The sequence below is a fragment of the Tropicimonas aquimaris genome, assembly GCF_042676185.1.
GTDB classification, from domain to species: Bacteria; Pseudomonadota; Alphaproteobacteria; order Rhodobacterales; family Rhodobacteraceae; genus Tropicimonas; species Tropicimonas aquimaris.
Map to the genome: position 1 here is coordinate 77,092 of NZ_JBHTJT010000060.1, position 16,014 is coordinate 93,105.

Annotated in this window: 16 protein-coding genes; 5 read left to right on the forward strand and 11 right to left on the reverse strand. The window is 64.4% G+C overall.

Features of this window, described 5'->3' with window-relative positions:
- Nucleotides 1-125: 125 nt before the first annotated feature.
- The 4 genes from fba to ACFQ2S_RS23665 are packed head-to-tail and all read right to left on the reverse strand — an operon-like array spanning nt 126 to nt 5,145.
- The gene (fba, locus tag ACFQ2S_RS23650; protein WP_386078881.1) at nt 126-1,208 is read right to left on the reverse strand and encodes a class II fructose-bisphosphate aldolase; all 1,083 of its coding nucleotides are present in this window, start codon (nt 1,206-1,208) and stop codon (nt 126-128) included.
- Nucleotides 1,209-1,210: 2 nt separating this feature from the next.
- The gene (tkt, locus tag ACFQ2S_RS23655; RefSeq protein ID WP_386078883.1) at nt 1,211-3,208 is read right to left on the reverse strand and encodes a transketolase; all 1,998 of its coding nucleotides are present in this window, start codon (nt 3,206-3,208) and stop codon (nt 1,211-1,213) included.
- A gap of 10 nt (nt 3,209-3,218) precedes the next feature.
- A complete protein-coding gene (locus ACFQ2S_RS23660; protein WP_386078885.1) occupies nt 3,219-4,091 on the reverse strand; it encodes a phosphoribulokinase in 873 nt (290 codons plus the stop codon).
- 46 nt (nt 4,092-4,137) lie between these two features.
- A complete protein-coding gene (locus ACFQ2S_RS23665; protein ID WP_386078888.1) occupies nt 4,138-5,145 on the reverse strand; it encodes a class 1 fructose-bisphosphatase in 1,008 nt (335 codons plus the stop codon).
- Nucleotides 5,146-5,244: 99 nt separating this feature from the next.
- Between ACFQ2S_RS23665 and ACFQ2S_RS23670 the strand changes: the two genes are divergently transcribed.
- A complete protein-coding gene (locus tag ACFQ2S_RS23670) occupies nt 5,245-6,177 on the forward strand; it encodes a LysR family transcriptional regulator (RefSeq protein WP_386078891.1) in 933 nt (310 codons plus the stop codon).
- 333 nt (nt 6,178-6,510) lie between these two features.
- On the opposite strand, the gene ACFQ2S_RS23675 is transcribed toward ACFQ2S_RS23670, so the two are convergent.
- Complete coding sequence (locus tag ACFQ2S_RS23675; RefSeq protein WP_386078893.1) at nt 6,511-6,993, reverse strand: YHS domain-containing (seleno)protein; 483 nt, start codon at nt 6,991-6,993, stop codon at nt 6,511-6,513.
- A 259-nt stretch (nt 6,994-7,252) separates the two neighbouring features.
- Nucleotides 7,253-8,098, reverse strand: a complete 846-nt coding sequence (locus ACFQ2S_RS23680) for an isochorismatase family protein (RefSeq protein WP_386078895.1) — start codon at nt 8,096-8,098, stop codon at nt 7,253-7,255.
- A 280-nt stretch (nt 8,099-8,378) separates the two neighbouring features.
- Here ACFQ2S_RS23680 and ACFQ2S_RS23685 point away from each other — a divergent pair, with 280 nt between their 5' ends.
- Nucleotides 8,379-9,392 carry an AraC family transcriptional regulator gene (locus tag ACFQ2S_RS23685; protein ID WP_386078897.1) on the forward strand — a complete coding sequence of 338 codons (1,014 nt, stop codon included), beginning with the start codon at nt 8,379-8,381 and terminating at the stop codon, nt 9,390-9,392.
- Here the strand turns inward: ACFQ2S_RS23685 and ACFQ2S_RS23690 are convergent.
- The 4 genes from ACFQ2S_RS23690 to ACFQ2S_RS23705 form a co-directional block, all read right to left on the reverse strand.
- On the reverse strand, nt 9,378-9,998 hold the full coding sequence (locus tag ACFQ2S_RS23690) for a pyridoxamine 5'-phosphate oxidase family protein (RefSeq protein ID WP_386078899.1): 621 nt from the start codon (nt 9,996-9,998) through the stop codon (nt 9,378-9,380). The genes ACFQ2S_RS23685 and ACFQ2S_RS23690 overlap by 15 nt on opposite strands.
- 2 nt (nt 9,999-10,000) lie before the next feature.
- On the reverse strand, nt 10,001-10,465 hold the full coding sequence (locus tag ACFQ2S_RS23695) for a nuclear transport factor 2 family protein (RefSeq protein ID WP_386078902.1): 465 nt from the start codon (nt 10,463-10,465) through the stop codon (nt 10,001-10,003).
- A gap of 77 nt (nt 10,466-10,542) precedes the next feature.
- Nucleotides 10,543-10,692 carry a hypothetical protein gene (locus ACFQ2S_RS23700; RefSeq protein ID WP_386078904.1) on the reverse strand — a complete coding sequence of 50 codons (150 nt, stop codon included), beginning with the start codon at nt 10,690-10,692 and terminating at the stop codon, nt 10,543-10,545.
- Between the two features lie 24 nt (nt 10,693-10,716).
- Entirely contained in the window at nt 10,717-11,265 is a 549-nt protein-coding gene (locus tag ACFQ2S_RS23705) for a carboxymuconolactone decarboxylase family protein (RefSeq protein ID WP_386078906.1), read from the reverse strand.
- 519 nt (nt 11,266-11,784) lie between these two features.
- Here ACFQ2S_RS23705 and ACFQ2S_RS23710 point away from each other — a divergent pair.
- Both ACFQ2S_RS23710 and ACFQ2S_RS23715 read left to right on the forward strand, forming a co-directional pair.
- A complete protein-coding gene (locus tag ACFQ2S_RS23710; protein ID WP_386078908.1) occupies nt 11,785-12,444 on the forward strand; it encodes a hypothetical protein in 660 nt (219 codons plus the stop codon).
- On the forward strand, nt 12,441-13,070 hold the full coding sequence (locus tag ACFQ2S_RS23715; protein ID WP_386078911.1) for an RES family NAD+ phosphorylase: 630 nt from the start codon (nt 12,441-12,443) through the stop codon (nt 13,068-13,070). The genes ACFQ2S_RS23710 and ACFQ2S_RS23715 overlap by 4 nt, the downstream gene beginning before the upstream one ends.
- Nucleotides 13,071-13,118: 48 nt before the next feature.
- On the opposite strand, the gene ACFQ2S_RS23720 is transcribed toward ACFQ2S_RS23715, so the two are convergent.
- Nucleotides 13,119-13,754, reverse strand: coding sequence for a recombinase family protein (locus ACFQ2S_RS23720; protein ID WP_386078914.1), 636 nt, complete (start codon nt 13,752-13,754; stop codon nt 13,119-13,121).
- A gap of 108 nt (nt 13,755-13,862) precedes the next feature.
- Here ACFQ2S_RS23720 and ACFQ2S_RS23725 point away from each other — a divergent pair, with 108 nt between their 5' ends.
- Nucleotides 13,863-15,953: an inositol monophosphatase family protein gene (locus ACFQ2S_RS23725; RefSeq protein ID WP_386078916.1), complete on the forward strand. Its 2,091-nt coding sequence runs from the start codon at nt 13,863-13,865 to the stop codon at nt 15,951-15,953.
- The last annotated feature ends 61 nt before the right edge of the window (nt 15,954-16,014 follow it).

A 16,014-nucleotide genomic window follows, 5' to 3' on the forward strand; every position in this document is an offset into this window, starting at 1 on the left:
AAGCTGATCAGTGTCGTCACGGTGCCGGTGTGACCGCGCCGCGCGAGCGGCGCCCGGCCCAACCATTTTTTCGAGCATTTTCAATGCGATGGAAACCGGCGGGAGTTTTACCCGCCAGTGCAGGATCACGCGGCACGGGCCGCCGTGGCGGGGTGTGGGTCAAGTGATCCGGCGGAATAGCGGGCAGCCATGTCGTCCATCGGGATGACCCGGATGGAGGAGGCGCGCCCTGCCGTGCCGAAGCGTTCGAAACGGTCCCGGCAAAGGTCCTGCATGGCGTCGCGCGCGGGCTTGAGGAACTTGCGCGGATCGAATTCGGACGGGTCCTCCATCGCGATCTTGCGGAACTGGCCGGTCATCGCCATTCGGCAGTCGGTGTCGATATTCACCTTCCGCACGCCATGGCGGATGCCGCGTTCGATCTCCTCGACCGGCACGCCATAAGTCTGGGGCATCTCTCCGCCGAATTGGTTGATGATGTCCTGCAGTTCCTGTGGCACCGAAGAGGAGCCGTGCATGACCAGATGGGTATCCGGGAGGCGGGCGTGGATTGCCTCGATCACATCCATCGCTAGGATGTCCCCCGTGGGCTTGCGGGAAAACTTGTAGGCGCCATGCGAGGTGCCGCAGGCAATGGCGAGCGCATCGACCTTGGTATGGGCGACAAATGCCGCGGCCTGGTCCGGGTCCGTCAGCAACATGTCATGACTGAGCCTGCCTTGCGCCCCGTGCCCGTCCTCGGCCGCGCTCTCGCCGGTCTCCAGCGAGCCCAGCACGCCAAGTTCGCCCTCCACCGACGCACCGACCCAATGGGCCATGCGCGAGACACGTTCGGTGATGGTCGCGTTGTACTCGTAGGAGGCCGGCGTCTTGCCATCCGCCTCCAGCGAACCGTCCATCATCACCGAGGTGAAACCGTGCGAGATCGCCGTCATGCAGGTGGCCTCGTTGTTGCCGTGGTCCTGGTGCATGCAGAGCGGGATGTTGGGATAGATCCGCGCCAGCGCCTCGACCATCTTGGCGAGCATGATGTCGGTGGCATATCCGCGGGCGCCGCGCGAGACCTGCATGATCACCGGCGCGTCCACCTCGCTGGCCGCCTCCATGATGGCCTGACCCTGCTCCATGTTGTTGATATTGAAGGCAGGCACGCCGTAATTGTGCTCTGCAGCGTGGTCCAGCAGCTGTCGCATGGTGATCAGCGCCATGGTTAGGTCCTCCCGATAAGTTTCAATGCGTCGGTGACGATGGCGTCACTGGTGATGCCGAAGTGGCGGTAAAGGTCTGCGGCCGGTGCGGAAGCGCCAAAACTCTCCATCCCGATGAAGACATCGCCATGGCGCAGGATCTGCCCCCAGCCGTGCCAGACGCCGGCCTCGATCGCGATGCGGGGCACAACGCCCAGAACCCCGGCGCGGTATTCGGCCGACTGGGCCGCGAAGAGTTCCAGCGAGGGTGCGGAAACGACCGCTGCACCGACACCCTGCTCTGCCAGCATCGCGGCCGCGTCCATCGCCAGCGAGACCTCCGACCCGGTGGCGATCAGGGTCACCTGCCGTTCCGCCTCGGGCACCCGGATCAGGTAGGCGCCCCTTGCGACGAGGTTCTCGTCCCGGTGCGTCCTGCGCAAAGTCGGCAGGCCCTGCCGCGACAGACAAAGCGCGGTTGGCGTCCGTTCCGAGGTCGCGGCAATTTCCCAGGCCTCGGCCGTCTCGACCGGATCGGCCGGGCGGATCACCGTGAGGTTGGGCATGGCGCGCAGGCTCGCGATGGTCTCCACGGGCTGATGCGTCGGACCATCTTCGCCAAGCCCGATGGAATCGTGGGTCAGCACATAGGTGACCGGCCGCTCCATCAGCGCCGAGAGGCGGATCGCCGGGCGGGCATAATCCGCGAAGACCAGGAACGTGCCGCCATAGGGCACGAAGCCGCCGTGCAGCGAGATGCCGTTCATGATCGCGGCCATCGCATGTTCGCGCACGCCGTAGTGGATGTAGTCGCCGGAGAATTCTCCGGGCTTCACGGATACCATCCGGCTCGTGCGGGTGTTGTTCGATCCTGTAAGGTCGGCCGATCCTCCCACGCTATTCGGCAGGGTGCCATTGACGATCTCGAGTGCCATCTCAGACGCCTTCCGCGTGGCCACCTTCGGCCTTTCCATCGCAAGCTTGTGCTTGTAGTTGCCGATTGCCGCGCGGAGGGCCTTGGCATCAGGCCGCCCGAGCGACTGGCGAAACGCGTCCGCGTGCTCCGACCCCTTCAGCCGCTCCCGCCATTCCCCCCGCGCCCCCGCGCCGCGTCTGGCGATAGCGCGCCAGGACGCACGGACCGCCTCGGGAATTTCGAAGGGCGCAAAGGTCCAGCCGAGCGCGTCCCGGGTGGCAGCGATCTCGACCTCCCCGAGCGGCGCACCATGGGTGGCGGCGGTGCCCTGCTTGTTTGGGGCGCCGAAACCGATGATCGTCTTGCAGGCGATGAGAGATGGCCGGGCGTCCGCGCGCGCCACCTCGATTGCCGCCGCGATCGCTTCCTTGTTATGGCCGTCCACCGATTGCACATGCCATCCGGCGGCGGCGAACCGGGCCGGCTGGTCGGTCGAGGTCGAGATCTCGGTGGAGCCGTCGATGGTGATCGAATTGTCGTCCCAGAAGACAATCAGCCGACCCAGGCCCATATGCCCGGCAAAATCGATCGCCTCATGGCTTATGCCCTCCATCAGGCAGCCGTCTCCCGCCATCACATAGGTCCAGTGATCCACCAGCCCGTCGCCGAAACGCGCGTTGTGCATCCGCTCCGCCAGCGCCATGCCGACGCCATTGGCAAGCCCCTGGCCAAGTGGCCCAGTGGTGGTCTCGATCCCCTTGGCGTGGCCGTATTCGGGATGCCCCGCGGTCCGCGCACCAAGTTGGCGGAAGCTCTTCAGCTGCTGGATGTCCATGTCGTCATAACCGAGCAGATGGTTGATGGCGTAGACCAGCATCGAGCCGTGGCCGGCCGACATCACGAAGCGATCCCGATCCGGCCACCTGTGGTCCGCCGGGTCGACCCGCATGAAACGGTTGAACAGCACCGTTGCCACGTCCGCGAGCCCCATCGGAGCCCCGGGATGCCCGGAATTGGCCGCCTGGACGGCGTCCACGGCCAATGCCCGGATGGCGTTTGCCATAAGGTCTTCGGTCGCTGCGGTGACGGGGGTTTCGATGTTCATGGCGGTCTCCTCAGGCGCGTTTTGCTTCGTGGACGAGGCGTTCGACCATCGGGGTGAAGATCAGCTGCATGGCGAGATCCATCTTCCCGCCCGGGATCACGATGGAGTTGGCCCGGCTCATCCAGCTGCCCCCGATCATCGAGGTGAGATAGGAGAAATCGATGCCGCGCGGGTTTCGGAACCGGATCACCACGAGGCTCTCGTCTGCGGTCGGTATCCAGCGCGCGATGAACGGGTTCGACGTGTCGACCACGGGCACCCGCTGGAAGTTCACGTCCGTCTCGGTGAACTGCGGGCAGATGCAATGCACGTAGGCATGCATGCGCCGCAGGATCACATCCGTCACCGCTTCCGTGGTGTAGCCCCGGCTTGCCCGGTCGCGGTGGATCTTCTGGATCCATTCGAGGTTGATGACCGGCACGACGCCGATCTTGAGGTCGGCCAGCGCGGCGATGTTGACCTCGTCATTGACCACGGCTCCATGCAGCCCCTCGTAGAACAGCAGGTCTGAGCCTGACTCCAAAGGGCGCCAGTCGGTAAACTCGCCGGGCGGCGTGCCGTAGGTCTGCGCTTCGACATCGTCATGCACATAGGTCCGGGTTCGGCCGGTTCCGGTCTCGCCGTACTCCCGAAACACCCGTTCAAGTTCGCCGAGCTCATTGGCCTGGTAACTGAAGTGGCTGAAGGTCGGATCGCCCGCATCATAGCGCTTCTGCAGTTCGGCCTTCATCTCGGCACGGTTGAAGCGGTGGAAGGCATCCCCCTCGATCGAGACAGCCTTGATGCCCTCGCGGCGAAAGATCTGGTCGAATGTGTGCTTGACGGTGGACGTGCCAGCCCCGGAAGAGCCGGCCACGGAAATGATCGGATGTTTCTTGCTCATTGGACGCTTCCTCCCCGACGGCGCGACGAATCTGTGTTTCCGGACATCAGGCGCGGAACAACCCGCGCGCGCCGAAGAGCGCCGAGACTTCCTGGTCCGGCAGATCGTTGTAGGCCGTCACCCGGGCGACCTTTTCCCGCGTGCCAAAGACGAACGGCGTGCGGGCGTGAAGTTCGCTGGCGGCCTTGCCCATGATCGGGTCGCAACTGTCGGTCGCCGCCCCGCCGGCCTGCTCGATCAGGAAGGCGATGGGCGCGCATTCGTAGACCATGCGCAGGCGGCCGCGTTCGTAGCCGCTGCGGTCGTCCGAAGGATACAGGAAGATACCGCCCCGACTGAGGATGCGGTGGGTCTCGGCCACGAGGGAGGCGACCCAGCGCATGTTGAAATTCTTGCCGCGTGGCCCGTCGATCCCGGCCAGGCAATCGTCGATATAGGCGCGGATCGGCTTGGACCAGTGACGATAGTTGGACGCATTGATCGCGAATTCGCTGGACCCTTCCGGGATTGTCCTGGCCGCGTCGACCAGCCGGAACGTATCGCTTTCGGGGTCCAGGACATATTGCTGCACGCCCGCGCCGAAGGTCAGCATCATCTGGCACTGGGGCCCGTAGATGACATAGCCTGCGGCGATCTGTTCCGAAGCCGGGCGCAGAACGCTGGCCTCGGCGTCATCCTTTGCATCGTAGATCGAAAAAATCGTCCCGATGGAGACATTGACGTCGATGTTGGACGAACCATCCAGCGGATCGATTGCGACCACGAAGCGCCCATCGGCGTCCATCGGCTCGACAGTGTCCCGCTCTTCGGACGCATACCAACGCACGCCGGTCCCGCTCAGCGCCCTCGCGAAAGCCTCGTCGGCGAGCACGTCCAGAGCTTTCTGGGCATCACCGTCGGTGTTCTCTCCGACCTCGTGGCCAAGTGACTGGCCAAGCGCGCCACGGCGGATCGTGAAGGACAGGTTCCGCGCCACCCGTGCCAGGGCGTCGATGGGCGCCCGCAGCCCCTCGGGGATTTCTCTGGTTTCAATGGATGATGCCTTATCCAACATCGCGGCCTCCCCTTCGGCGATTCAGGAACAGCTTTCATATTCCGTTTTTTGATTTATAAAGGAATTTAATTTTCGAGAAGCAGGATTAAAGTTGCCGAAATGAAGCGTCTGAATTCTCTGACTTTCAAACAGTTAAGGGCCCTGCGGGCTGTCACGGACCTGCGATCCATCAGCAGGGCGGCTGATGACCTCGGCCTTACGCCGCCCGCAGTGCACAGCCAACTGAAGGCCCTGGAAGAAAATTTCGACTGTGCGATGCTTCATCGAAGCGGCCCCTCCTCTTTCGCGCCCACGCCGGAAGGAGCGGCGCTCCTGAAAGCGTTCGACCGGGCCGAGGTCAGCCTTGAGCAGGCCGTTCATTCCATCGACGCTCTGCGCAGCGGGAAGGCCGGCATGGTGGTCCTTGGCGTGGTCAGTACGGCCAAGTATTTCGCGCCGGAACTGGTCGCCCGGCTGCGAGAGGTGCTTCCGGAGGTCGAAGTCATCCTGAAAGTCGGGAACCGGGGCGAGATCATTTCGGGCCTGGAAGATCGTGCCTATGACCTCGCCCTGATGGGACGGCCGCCCCGGACGCCACCGGTATCGGCCACGGCAATCGGTCCCAACCCGCACCTCCTTGTGGCGTCAGCAAATCACCCGCTGGCGAACCGCGGGACCATAACCGCCGAGCAAATCCTGGAACAGCCGTTCATCGCCCGCGAACCCGGATCCGGCACCCGGATCCTCAGCTCAAGGTTTCTTCATGGCCTCGATGCCGGCGACCCGGTCGAGGTGATCGAAATGTCCTCGAACGAAACCATCAAGCAATCGGTGCTGGCAGGGCTGGGCATTGCCATCCTGTCACAGCACACAATCGCCGAGGAGTTGCATGGCGGTCGGTTGGTTGCCTTGAAAGCGGAAGGTCTGCCCATCGTGCGACAGTGGTTCCTTCTCTACCCGTCCGCGGAGCCGCCGACCGGAGCCAGTCGCCTCGTGCATGATCAGATCGTTTCGCTGGTCAGACCGATTTTCGAGCGTAATCTGGCCAATTGAACGCGACGGCCAATCTGCCGGGGAGTGTTGCCAGCCGCGAGGGTCGCCCTCCGCGGTCACTTCGGGTCCGACCCGAAAGCGGACAGCGAGTCGAACCGGTTTCCCGGCCCTGCGGATCACAGGCATCCTGAGCAAGGTCAAGCTCAAGGAAGAGTGCCTCCGGCGTGTTCGGGATTGGGAGCAGGAAATATGCAGGCGCGTTGCCGCACGAGCTGACTTTCAGGCGAGACAGGTTCCCAAAACGGCGCCAAGAGGGAGCGTTCTCCGCACCCCTACCCTGTTCTCCCGACAATTCCGGGCAGCGGGACCGTTGCACCCCGCCGCCCGCGAGGACTACAGACTGCCCGCAGCCGCGTGTTGGATCGAAGGCCAGGTCTCTGCCGCCTTGCGCAGGGTTTCCTCCGGGTTCTCCGTGTACTTCGCGAAAACGGCTGCGTTCACGAAGAGATAGAGCTTGCCATCGACGATATCGGCATAGCGCGGGTCGCCGTCGAGTTTCTTGCCAATGGCGACGGCGAAGGCACAGAAGCCACCATACTGGGGCATGTAGGCCGCCGGGTCGGCGGTGAACTGCCCTGCCGTGATCTCGGAGGCGAAATAGTAGGTTACCCCGTCATGCTCCACGACATGGGCCGCGTCCCCCGCGACGACAGCGTTCAGCGTCGAGAGTGCAACGGTATCAACGCCACGCAGGGCCAGCTGGGTGCCTTCGAGTGAGAAGCCGGCGGTGACGTTATACTCATCCTCTGCAAAACTCGGAGCGGCAAAAGCAGCGAGGGCGATGGAAACGAGCAGGAGTTGGGTCTTGCGCTTCATGATCTTGGTCCTTGGATTGTGCCAAAGCTTGGCAGTTGCCCGGAGCGGAATGCTGTCGGGTTTTGGGCTTCCGGAAGGTTTGAAAGACCGACCGGACATTCGATGGATGGAAACTTGAAGCCCGACCCCGGAGGGGACATTGCCCCAGGGGACAGCCGGGGCCGGGCGTGGCGGCCGACATCTCGCGTTCGGGGATGTGGCGAGGCCTTACGTCGGCCGCGGGACGAACTGGCGCGGGAGCGGCGCCGAACGCCCCGGGTTACATGCCGAATGCGGCCTCGATCGCGCGCACGGTATTCTCGGTGTTGTCCACGGCGCTGGCGATCATGCGGAAATTCGTGAGCGAAGCAGCGTAGCCGTCATAATGCGCGGTGATCGCGCCTGCGGTCGCATCGGTGACCACCATGACCTCGAAGCCGGCCTCGATCAGCGACCGCATATGGGATTCCGTGCAGAGGTTCGACGACATGCCGCCGAGGATCACCTTGTCGATGCCGGCCTTGCGCAGTTGCAGCGCGAGGTCGTTGCTGTCGGGGCCATAAACCTTGTGCGGGCTGGTCACCACGACCTCTTCACGCTCGAAATACGGCTTGTAGCTTTCGAGCCAGTCGGCGCCGGAGCCTTCAAAGCCGTCCAGGCTGAGTGCGTGCGGCCGGTCGAACATGCCGATGGAATGCATCAGCGTTTCCAGCGTGCCCTCGAAATGCCACTCGTGGTCATGCTGGAAGTAATAGTGCGGCGAGACGAAGACCGGCATGTCGACCCTCTCGGCTACCGCGAAGAGCGCGTCGAGGTTCTCAACCGTGCCGTTTTCGGTGATGCTTTGGCCGACAACGCCCCAGGTGACGCCGTCGGGCGACAGGAAATCGTTCTGCGGATCGGTGATCACGATGGCGGTGTTGGCGGGCGTGATTTCGAAGCCCGGCATCGGCAGGCCATCATTCACCGGCGGCAGCTTGGCGGTGGCAGCACGCGGCTGCAACTCCTGGGCGGAGGCCGCTCCGCTTCCGAGGCCAACAATGGCGATGCTGGAAGAGAAGGCCATGCCGGCCCCCAGAAGGGCCGTCGCGATTGTCAGGCCAAGGCTGTCATTCGAGTTCTTCATGTCGTTTCCTCACTCACTGTTCTCTGCGCGATGCGCGTGTTGGACGGGCGTTCTGCGAGGCGGGCCTGGCGGGTTTCGGTGGAGGGAAACGGCTGCCTGATCCTGCGTCATCGAACATCTTCTGAATAAGGCAGCAGCGTCGGCGGGGTCTTGACCGCAGGTGTCAAAGCCTTGACCGGTCGCGTCAAAACGGGAGACAAGCGTTCACGCGGGCGTTACCGTCTGAACATCGCGGCCGCTGCGGGGGCAGGCCGCAGTTTCCATGAGGATCCAAACGGTGTTGTCGGCTTTCTATGCCCGCAAGCAGATAGAACAGGCGATCCACGTCGAGGATGTCTCGGCGCTCTACGACATCGTGGGCCACACGCCGGAAAGCATCCTGGAGCCGGACGCCATGGTGGCCCCGCAAGCGTATCATTCTCTGCTCGAAGCGATTGCCGAAAGCGAATGGCCCGACCTGCGGTTTCATATGCGCGTCTGTTCGGGGATGCGCTGCGAAGCCTTCGGCGCCTTCGGTCTCGCGTTCAAATCCGCGCCGACCCTGCGCCACGCGTTTCAACGCCTGAGCCGCTACACACGGCTGCACAATGGAGTGTCCGAGTTCTCGGCGGTCGACCGGGAAGCCGTCTTCTGCTGGACACATCGCCAGCCCGTTCTGCCGAGGCTGGGCGTCTACCTGTCGAACGAAGCGGCCATGGCCACCACGCTGACGCTCTGCCGCGAGACGACGACCTCCGACCTGACGCCGGTGCGGGTCCAGTTCACGCATCGGCGCGACGGATCCAAGGACGCGCTGGTGGAGCATTTCGGTATCGAGCCGGTTTTCGGGGCGGAGGTCGACGGGCTGCAGCTCGCGATCGATCAAGTAGACCGGCCGACGACCATCGGTGACGCCGGCATCTGGCGGTTCTTCACCGACCACCTGGAGAGCCTGTTGCAGGCCGAGGATCCGGCGGAGCCGTCACTGGAAACGCAAGTGGTGGAAGAGGTCGCCAAGCTTCTCAGCGGCGGCGTCCCTCCCCTTGCGGAGGTCGCCATGACGCTCGGAATGGGCACGCGCACCCTGCAACGCCGGCTGTCCGAGCGCGGCACGACATATCAGGCGGTGGTGGACGAGGCGCGGCGGCACCTGGCTCAGCAACTTGTCGGCGACAAGCGCTATTCCCTGTCGGAGATCGCCTTCCTGACCGGCTTTTCCGAGCAGAGCGCCTTCACACGCGCCTTCAAGCGATGGGAAGAGCTGTCCCCGCGGGCCTTCCGGCAAGCGGGAACGCAGGCTTCAGGCGCCCGATGACCGGCCGCCTTGACGCGCGAGTTCCGCTTCAAGACTGGCGATGCGCGCGTCGCGCTCGGCCAGCATCGTCGCCAATCGCGCCACGTCGATGCGTTGCGGGATGTGCCGCGGGCAGTTCACATCCGAGGCGGTGATATCGAACAGGATCGCCCGTTCGACGCGTCCCGCGCCGTCCGCCGGGCGAAGCCATTCCAGCAACGCGGGGTCGTCTTCCACAACCCGGGCGGTGCCCCAGAGCTTCACCCTCCGAGCCTTTTCGTAGTCGATCAGAAACAAGTAGGCACGCGGGTTTTCCGAGAGATTTCCGAGCGTGATGTATTGCCGGTTTCCGGCGTAGTCGGCGAAACCGAGACGCCGCTCCCCGAGCACTTTCAGGAACCCGGCAGGGCCGCCGCGATGCTGGATATATGGCTGACCGGCGGCGCTCGCGGTGCCGAGAGACACGCTTGCCTGGGCTCCGATGAAGGCGGCGAGGTCGGGCGTGATACGATCCGCCCACGGCCGCTTCGCCACTGCCTCGGCATAGAGCGAAAGGGAGCACTTCTCCTCCTGGACGGCCTTCACCGCGGGGGAAAAGGCGACGTCGCTGGGGATCTGGCCGGCCATGGTCAGAGCCCCAAGTCGCTGAGCGAGGGATGGTCGTCCGGACGCCGGCCCTGCGGCCAGCGAAACAGCCGGGCGGACTCGACGATGGCGAGATCGTTGATGCTGGCGTGGCGCTCTTCGATCAGACCGTTCGCGTCGAACTGCCAGTTCTCGTTGCCATAGGAACGGACCCACTGTCCGGCCGGGCCGCGCCATTCATAGGCGAAGCGTACGGCGATGCGGTTCTCCGAGAAGGCCCAGAGTTCCTTGATAAGGCGATACTCCTGCTCCTTTTGCCATTTCTCGGCGAGGAAGGCGACGATGTCGTCTCGGCCGGTCAGGAAGGTGCTGCGGTTGCGCCAGCGGCTCTCCGGCGTGTAGGCGCGCGAGACCGTCTCCGGGTCGCGGCTGTTCCAGGCATCCTCGGCCAGACGTACCTTCTGCGTGGTAGTCTCTTCGGTGAAGGGGGGGAGCGGTGGGCGGTGCATGTCGGTTACCTTTCGATGGGCGGACCGGCGGCGCACATGGGGCGCGCCGCCGACGAAGTGATGTTGCCTCCAGCCGGTCACCAGAGGTGGCGCAGGAAGACCGGAACCGGCCCGGGACAGGCTTTCAGGCCGACATCGCGCAATTGATCGTGCGACAGGTGGCGCGCGACCCGCCAGGGAAGGCAGGTCTCCCGTCTCTGTTCCTTGCGGCGATTTCTAAAGAACATCGGGATTTCCTCCTCTCGCCGGGATCAGGCGGCGACGCCGTCGGCCACGGGGAAATCGATGTCGGTTTTGGCGACCTCGTTCATGTAGTTAGTCCAGATGTTAAGCGCGACATGCAGGACGATCTCGATCACCTGTCCGTCTTCATAGCCAGCCTCGCGGACGGCTTGCAGGTCGCCATTGCTGACATGACCGCGCGTTTCGGCGATCTGGACCGCGAAACGCACGGCGGCACGGGCCTTGAGATCGGTCGAGCCGCCCCGGCGGTTGGCGGCGATCTCCTCCGGCGAGAGCTTGGCGAGGTGCGCGCCGACATAGCTATGGGCAGACAGGCAGTAGCCACAGCCGTTGAACTCCGCGATGGCCAGCGCGATCCGCTCGCGCGTGGCAGCCGGCAGACGGCCCTTTCCGAGCGCGCCGGACAGCCCGAGATAGCCTTCGAGTGCCGCGGGGCTCTGGGCGACGAGGCGGAACATGTTGGGCGTGCTGCCGAGCTGCTTTTTGACCTGCTCCAGCAGCGGGCGGGAGGCGTCGGGAGCATCGTCGATCGTGGCAGGGATTGCGATCCGGGACATGGGTATCTCCTTGAGATTTAAAATCTATATTCTTTTCATTCGGTTGACGGACGCTCATCGGGCGACGGGACGCATGATTTCCGCGAACGGAAGAGACGGCCGTGCCCGTGTCGATGAACAGCTTCGACATAGGTAACGGGGGCGCCTCGGTCTTGACCTGCCGTGTCAAAGACTTGACCGTGCACGTCAGGACGGGCGACCAACGATCACGGATGCGTCAACCTGCGCGACGCCGACGTTCCGGTTCTGGAACATCTACGCCTCCCGGGGAAACGACGAGCCTTCGGACCCGGTCGAGTGCTGCCCCCGGAAATCTGGAGCGGGGCTCGATGCCCAGGTGGTCGTCGCCGCTCAGATTGACATATCTCCGATACAAACATATATTCTATCCGAGATATGCCGACCTGCGGAACGCGCGCGATCCGCTCTGGGTCGGACCTTGGCAGATCGTTCCATTCGGGGGCTCGGGCCGGTGCAACGTCCGCTTCCGCGCTTCATTCCTCTGAGCGAGGTTTCACGATGACCGACAAGCTCTACTACCTTCACGACGGTCGGGCCGAACCGGTCACCACCCATGCTCTCGAGGGCCGGCTCTCCCGGCCCGATGTCGCGGGCGCGGTAACCTTTGTTGTCGAAGATCCGGCGACCCGGGCCGTCCTGATCCGTATGTCGGAGATCGTGAGCCGAATGATGCCCGACAAGCTCAGGGAACGGCAGGAAGAGCGGATCGAAACCATGATGACCGCGATGCTGGACTTCGACCCGCTCGATACTGCGGAATCGCGCATCGACCTCCGCAACGCGGAGATGCGGCTCGAGTTCCTGCAGGAATTCCCTGCGATCGAAGCGCAGACCGTCCACAAGCTGGCCGGGCATTCCGGCACCAATGCCTCCCAGACGGCGGCATCCTGGCGCAAGGCCCGGAAGATCCTCGGGCTGCCCTTTGGCGGCAAGATCATCTACCCGCGCTTTCAGTTCGATGCCGACGGACAGCCCTACCCGCTGATGCGCAACGTCCTGAAAGCCCTGCCAGACGACATGACGCCCTGGCAGATCGCCTTCTGGATCGTGTCGCCGAACGCGCGGCTGGATACCGCGACACCCATCGACGCGATTCGTCGGGGAGACCGTCTCGTCATCGCCGCGGCCGAACGCGAAAGGCACGAGGTCGTCGGTTGAGCGCTTTCGTCCTGCCCGCCAGTGCCAGGATCGGAAGACATCACAAGATCGCCGCCGGCTGGGTGCTGTTTCGGAACCACCACAAGGACTACCCCGGAGCGACCTTCAACCCTTGTGCCGGGGATCCCACCCGGTTCGCGCCTCTTCACACCGCGACGGGAGATTGCATCCCGACGCTCTATGCGGCCTCGACCTTCGACGCCGCCGCTTATGAGACGGTGTTTCGCGAACCGCCCGGCCGCTACGCCTCCTATCTGCGGCAGAAACTCCAGAACCGCGGCGTAAGCCGGATCGCGCCGACCGCAGATCTGCACCTGGTGCCATTCTTCACTCCGGAGCTCGGAAGCCTCGGCCTGAGCGAGGATAGTGTCTTTAGGCCAGCCGAAACGGTCTATGCGTTCTGCCGGAGGCTTGCGGAACTGGCCTGGCGTGACAATCCCACGGCCCAGGGCGTCGTATGGTCCTCTGTCCGGGACAGCCAGGCGCATGCGATGGTGCTGTTCGGGGACCGGCTAACCCCGAGCGACTTCGACGTGCTCGAAACCCGGATGGTCGCGACCGATCCCACCCTGCTCGACGAGTTCTCCGACACTGCCGCTCGGTCAGGAACAATCATCTCGAAGTAGCCGCAGCCTCGCAATTCTGCCGCCGGCGCTCCCCCCTGCGTCTGGCGATCATGTCGCCTTCGATGAACTCGCCGGAGCAAGGAGCTTGCGGATGCTGTCTTCTTTCCAAGGCTTGCCGGAGGCGCTGCGCACCTGTCGTGCATTCAGGTTCTCGGCGATCTCCTTGAATGTCCGTTTCTCCGCGCGCAGACGCCGCGCTTCTTTCAAGGCACGGGCGACGCGCTCGCCTTTCTGCGACGTCCACTCACTTTGGCTCGCTCGCCATTGCGAGAAATGCGCGGCAGGATCGAACAGCTTGCCGTCGAGCAGGATCTCGTCGGGAGTGACTTCCGTTGGCACTATGCCCAACCGCCGTGCCCATTCCGAGAACGGGCCGTGGCTGCGCCACCCTTGGGCCAGGGAAAAATCCACAAAGAGAAGTTCCGCATCCCGCGCACGGCAGATCTTCGCGACGTGTTCCAGGGGGTCTCGGACATAATCGCTGCCGCGGTCCGGCGCGATCTCCATGAAGACCTCCTCGGCAACGAGGCGGAAATTCTCCTCCTTGGCATAGCGCCGGATCCGCTCGCGTTGATAGCGGATGGTGTGACTTGCCCTAGCTGCCTCCTCGATGTTCTCGGGAAGATTTTCAAAGCCGGCCCAAGGGACGGGCAGTGTCCAGTAGAATCCGACGGCGTTCTTCATCGCCTGCCTTCCCTCTCTCGCCAGACCGCCAAACCGGAAAATCCCGAGCGATCCGCAGGGGCGCCGATCCGGGGCTATGCATGCTTCATCGAAGCAAAGGAAACCGAAATGATCCAGACCAATATTGCCCCTGTCGCCGCAGATCTTCTGCCTGCCGTGATCGGCGCCGTTACCGAGGCCGGCGCCATGCTAAGAGCCGAGTTCCATTGTCCGGGAGGACCGCGCTGTCGTGGCTCGAGTGCGCCCATCGATACCGAGATCGAACGCCTGCTGAAGGAGCGGCTGCTTGGCCTCCACGGCTGCGGATTCAACGGCGAGGAGACGGACATGATCCTGCCCCCTGCCGGCGATACTTGGGTGGTCGATCCGCAGGACGGCACGACAGACTTCCTGGCCGGCCGCCGGGGGTCGGCCATTTCCGTGGCCCTGCTCCGCGATGGCCGTCCCATTCTCGGCGTTGTCTTCGCGCCGCTCGCGCCGGACGATCGCGGCGATCTGATCTCCTGGGCCGAGGGGGCGGACCTGGTTCGCAACGGAGCCCCCATAAGACGCAAGTCAACCGGCGACCGCAATGTCGTGGCGATGAACGCCAATGCGTCGGACCACGCCCGGCACAATCACGAGGCGCTGCCGGATGTCCGGATCCTCGGAATGCCGAGCCCGGCCTACCGGCTCGCGCTGGCCGCCGCCGGCGAGGTGGACGCCGCCGTCAGCCTCGTCGCGGGGCTCGATCACTGGGACATTGCCGGCGGCCATGCGCTGCTGATCGGGGCCGGCGGCGTGCTGGTCGAAAGATCCGGTCGCCCGATCGACTATGGCAGGCGCAGCTTCGATGGCTGCATCGGCGGCGACGCGCAGACGGTTTCCAAGCTGGTGGAGATGGCTCCGGGTCGCGGGCCTCGTCAGACCCGCAAGCGTCTGCGCCCGGCCTCTCCGATCGCCGATGCCGAACGGCTTTCCCGGGCGCAGGGCTGCCTGCTCGGCCAGTTCGCCGGCGATGCTCTTGGGTCTGCAGTCGAGTTCCTATCGGCTGACGAGATCGCGAGACGCCATCCCGAAGGCGTAACCCGCCTGAGCGACGGCGGGACATGGAACCTGATCGCCGGCCAGCCGACCGACGACAGCGAAATGGCACTGGCACTGGCACGGTCGCTCGCGAAAGCGCGGCGCTTCGACCCTGCGCTGGTAGGACAGGCCTACGTCCGATGGGCGCGCTCCGGACCCTTTGACATCGGCGCAACCACGCGCGCCGGGATCGCAGCGATCGCAGCCGGACACCCGACAAGGAACAACCAGAGCCAGTCGAACGGCGCGCTCATGCGGGTCAGTCCGATCGGGATCTTCGCCGCGGGATACCCGGCGCGCGCCGCCCAACTCGCAGCACAGGACGCCGGCCTGACGCATCCGCATCCTGTCTGCCAGGCCGCAAGCGCTGCCTTCGCAGCCGCGATCGCAGCCGGCGTCTCTGGTGGCACCTCGGAAAACATGTGGGCCGCCGCAGACCGGCATGCCGGAGAAGGCAGCGGAGCGGAAACCATCCGAAAGGCCCTGGTTTCCGCTCGCGACCGGGAGCCGGCCGAGTTCGAACGCCAGATGGGCTGGGTGCTGATCGCCTTTCAGAACGGCTTTCACCACCTGATGCGCGGGACCGCAATGTGCGACGCGCTCCCGGCGACAGTGGCTCGTGGGGGTGACACGGACACCAACGCCGCCATCTGCGGCGCGCTCCTCGGCGCTCTGCAGGGGCGCGACGCGATCCCGCGGCAATGGCGCAACGCCGTCCTGTCCTGCCGACCGGTAAAGGCACCCGGCGTCCGGCATCCGCGCCCTCAGGACTATTGGCCCGACGACGCCATGGAGCTGGCCGAGGCTCTGCTCGCTGCGGCGCCCGACCGTCCGGCAACGCTACAAAACACACCAGACCCCACGGAGGACACCATGAGCGATTTCGAGACCCTGAGCGACCAGCATAAAGCCCTTTTGCAGATCAGGCTCGACGGATACCTGGAGGCGGCCGTGATGGCGGCCCGCGCTCAGAACATCGGGTTGACCGAAGCCCTGTCGCTTGCCACCTCCGCGCTCCTGCGCGAGTTCTCTGCGCAGGGTATTCCCAGAGAAAAACTTATGGAGATCTGGAAGAAGGCAATGCAGCCGATCTATCCCGCCCCCGAGGCAAAGACACTCCGGCAGGTTCATTGAACTCGTCTCGCGCTCGCACCCTGAGCGCATTGTCGACCGGATCAGCATCCGCTGAAACGCT

Bases quoted from the DNA above. Each gene is read 5' to 3' on its own strand.
- fba (WP_386078881.1), bottom strand. From the start codon at position 1,208: ATGGCGCTGATCACCATGCGACAGCTGCTGGACCACGCTGCAGAGCAC.
- tkt (WP_386078883.1), bottom strand. From the start codon at position 3,208: ATGAACATCGAAACCCCCGTCACCGCAGCGACCGAAGACCTTATGGCA.
- ACFQ2S_RS23660 (WP_386078885.1), bottom strand. From the start codon at position 4,091: ATGAGCAAGAAACATCCGATCATTTCCGTGGCCGGCTCTTCCGGGGCT.
- ACFQ2S_RS23665 (WP_386078888.1), bottom strand. From the start codon at position 5,145: ATGTTGGATAAGGCATCATCCATTGAAACCAGAGAAATCCCCGAGGGG.
- ACFQ2S_RS23670 (WP_386078891.1), top strand. From the start codon at position 5,245: ATGAAGCGTCTGAATTCTCTGACTTTCAAACAGTTAAGGGCCCTGCGG.
- ACFQ2S_RS23675 (WP_386078893.1), bottom strand. From the start codon at position 6,993: ATGAAGCGCAAGACCCAACTCCTGCTCGTTTCCATCGCCCTCGCTGCT.
- ACFQ2S_RS23680 (WP_386078895.1), bottom strand. From the start codon at position 8,098: ATGAAGAACTCGAATGACAGCCTTGGCCTGACAATCGCGACGGCCCTT.
- ACFQ2S_RS23690 (WP_386078899.1), bottom strand. From the start codon at position 9,998: ATGGCCGGCCAGATCCCCAGCGACGTCGCCTTTTCCCCCGCGGTGAAG.
- ACFQ2S_RS23695 (WP_386078902.1), bottom strand. From the start codon at position 10,465: ATGCACCGCCCACCGCTCCCCCCCTTCACCGAAGAGACTACCACGCAG.
- ACFQ2S_RS23700 (WP_386078904.1), bottom strand. From the start codon at position 10,692: ATGTTCTTTAGAAATCGCCGCAAGGAACAGAGACGGGAGACCTGCCTT.
- ACFQ2S_RS23705 (WP_386078906.1), bottom strand. From the start codon at position 11,265: ATGTCCCGGATCGCAATCCCTGCCACGATCGACGATGCTCCCGACGCC.
- ACFQ2S_RS23710 (WP_386078908.1), top strand. From the start codon at position 11,785: ATGACCGACAAGCTCTACTACCTTCACGACGGTCGGGCCGAACCGGTC.
- ACFQ2S_RS23720 (WP_386078914.1), bottom strand. From the start codon at position 13,754: ATGAAGAACGCCGTCGGATTCTACTGGACACTGCCCGTCCCTTGGGCC.
- ACFQ2S_RS23725 (WP_386078916.1), top strand. From the start codon at position 13,863: ATGATCCAGACCAATATTGCCCCTGTCGCCGCAGATCTTCTGCCTGCC.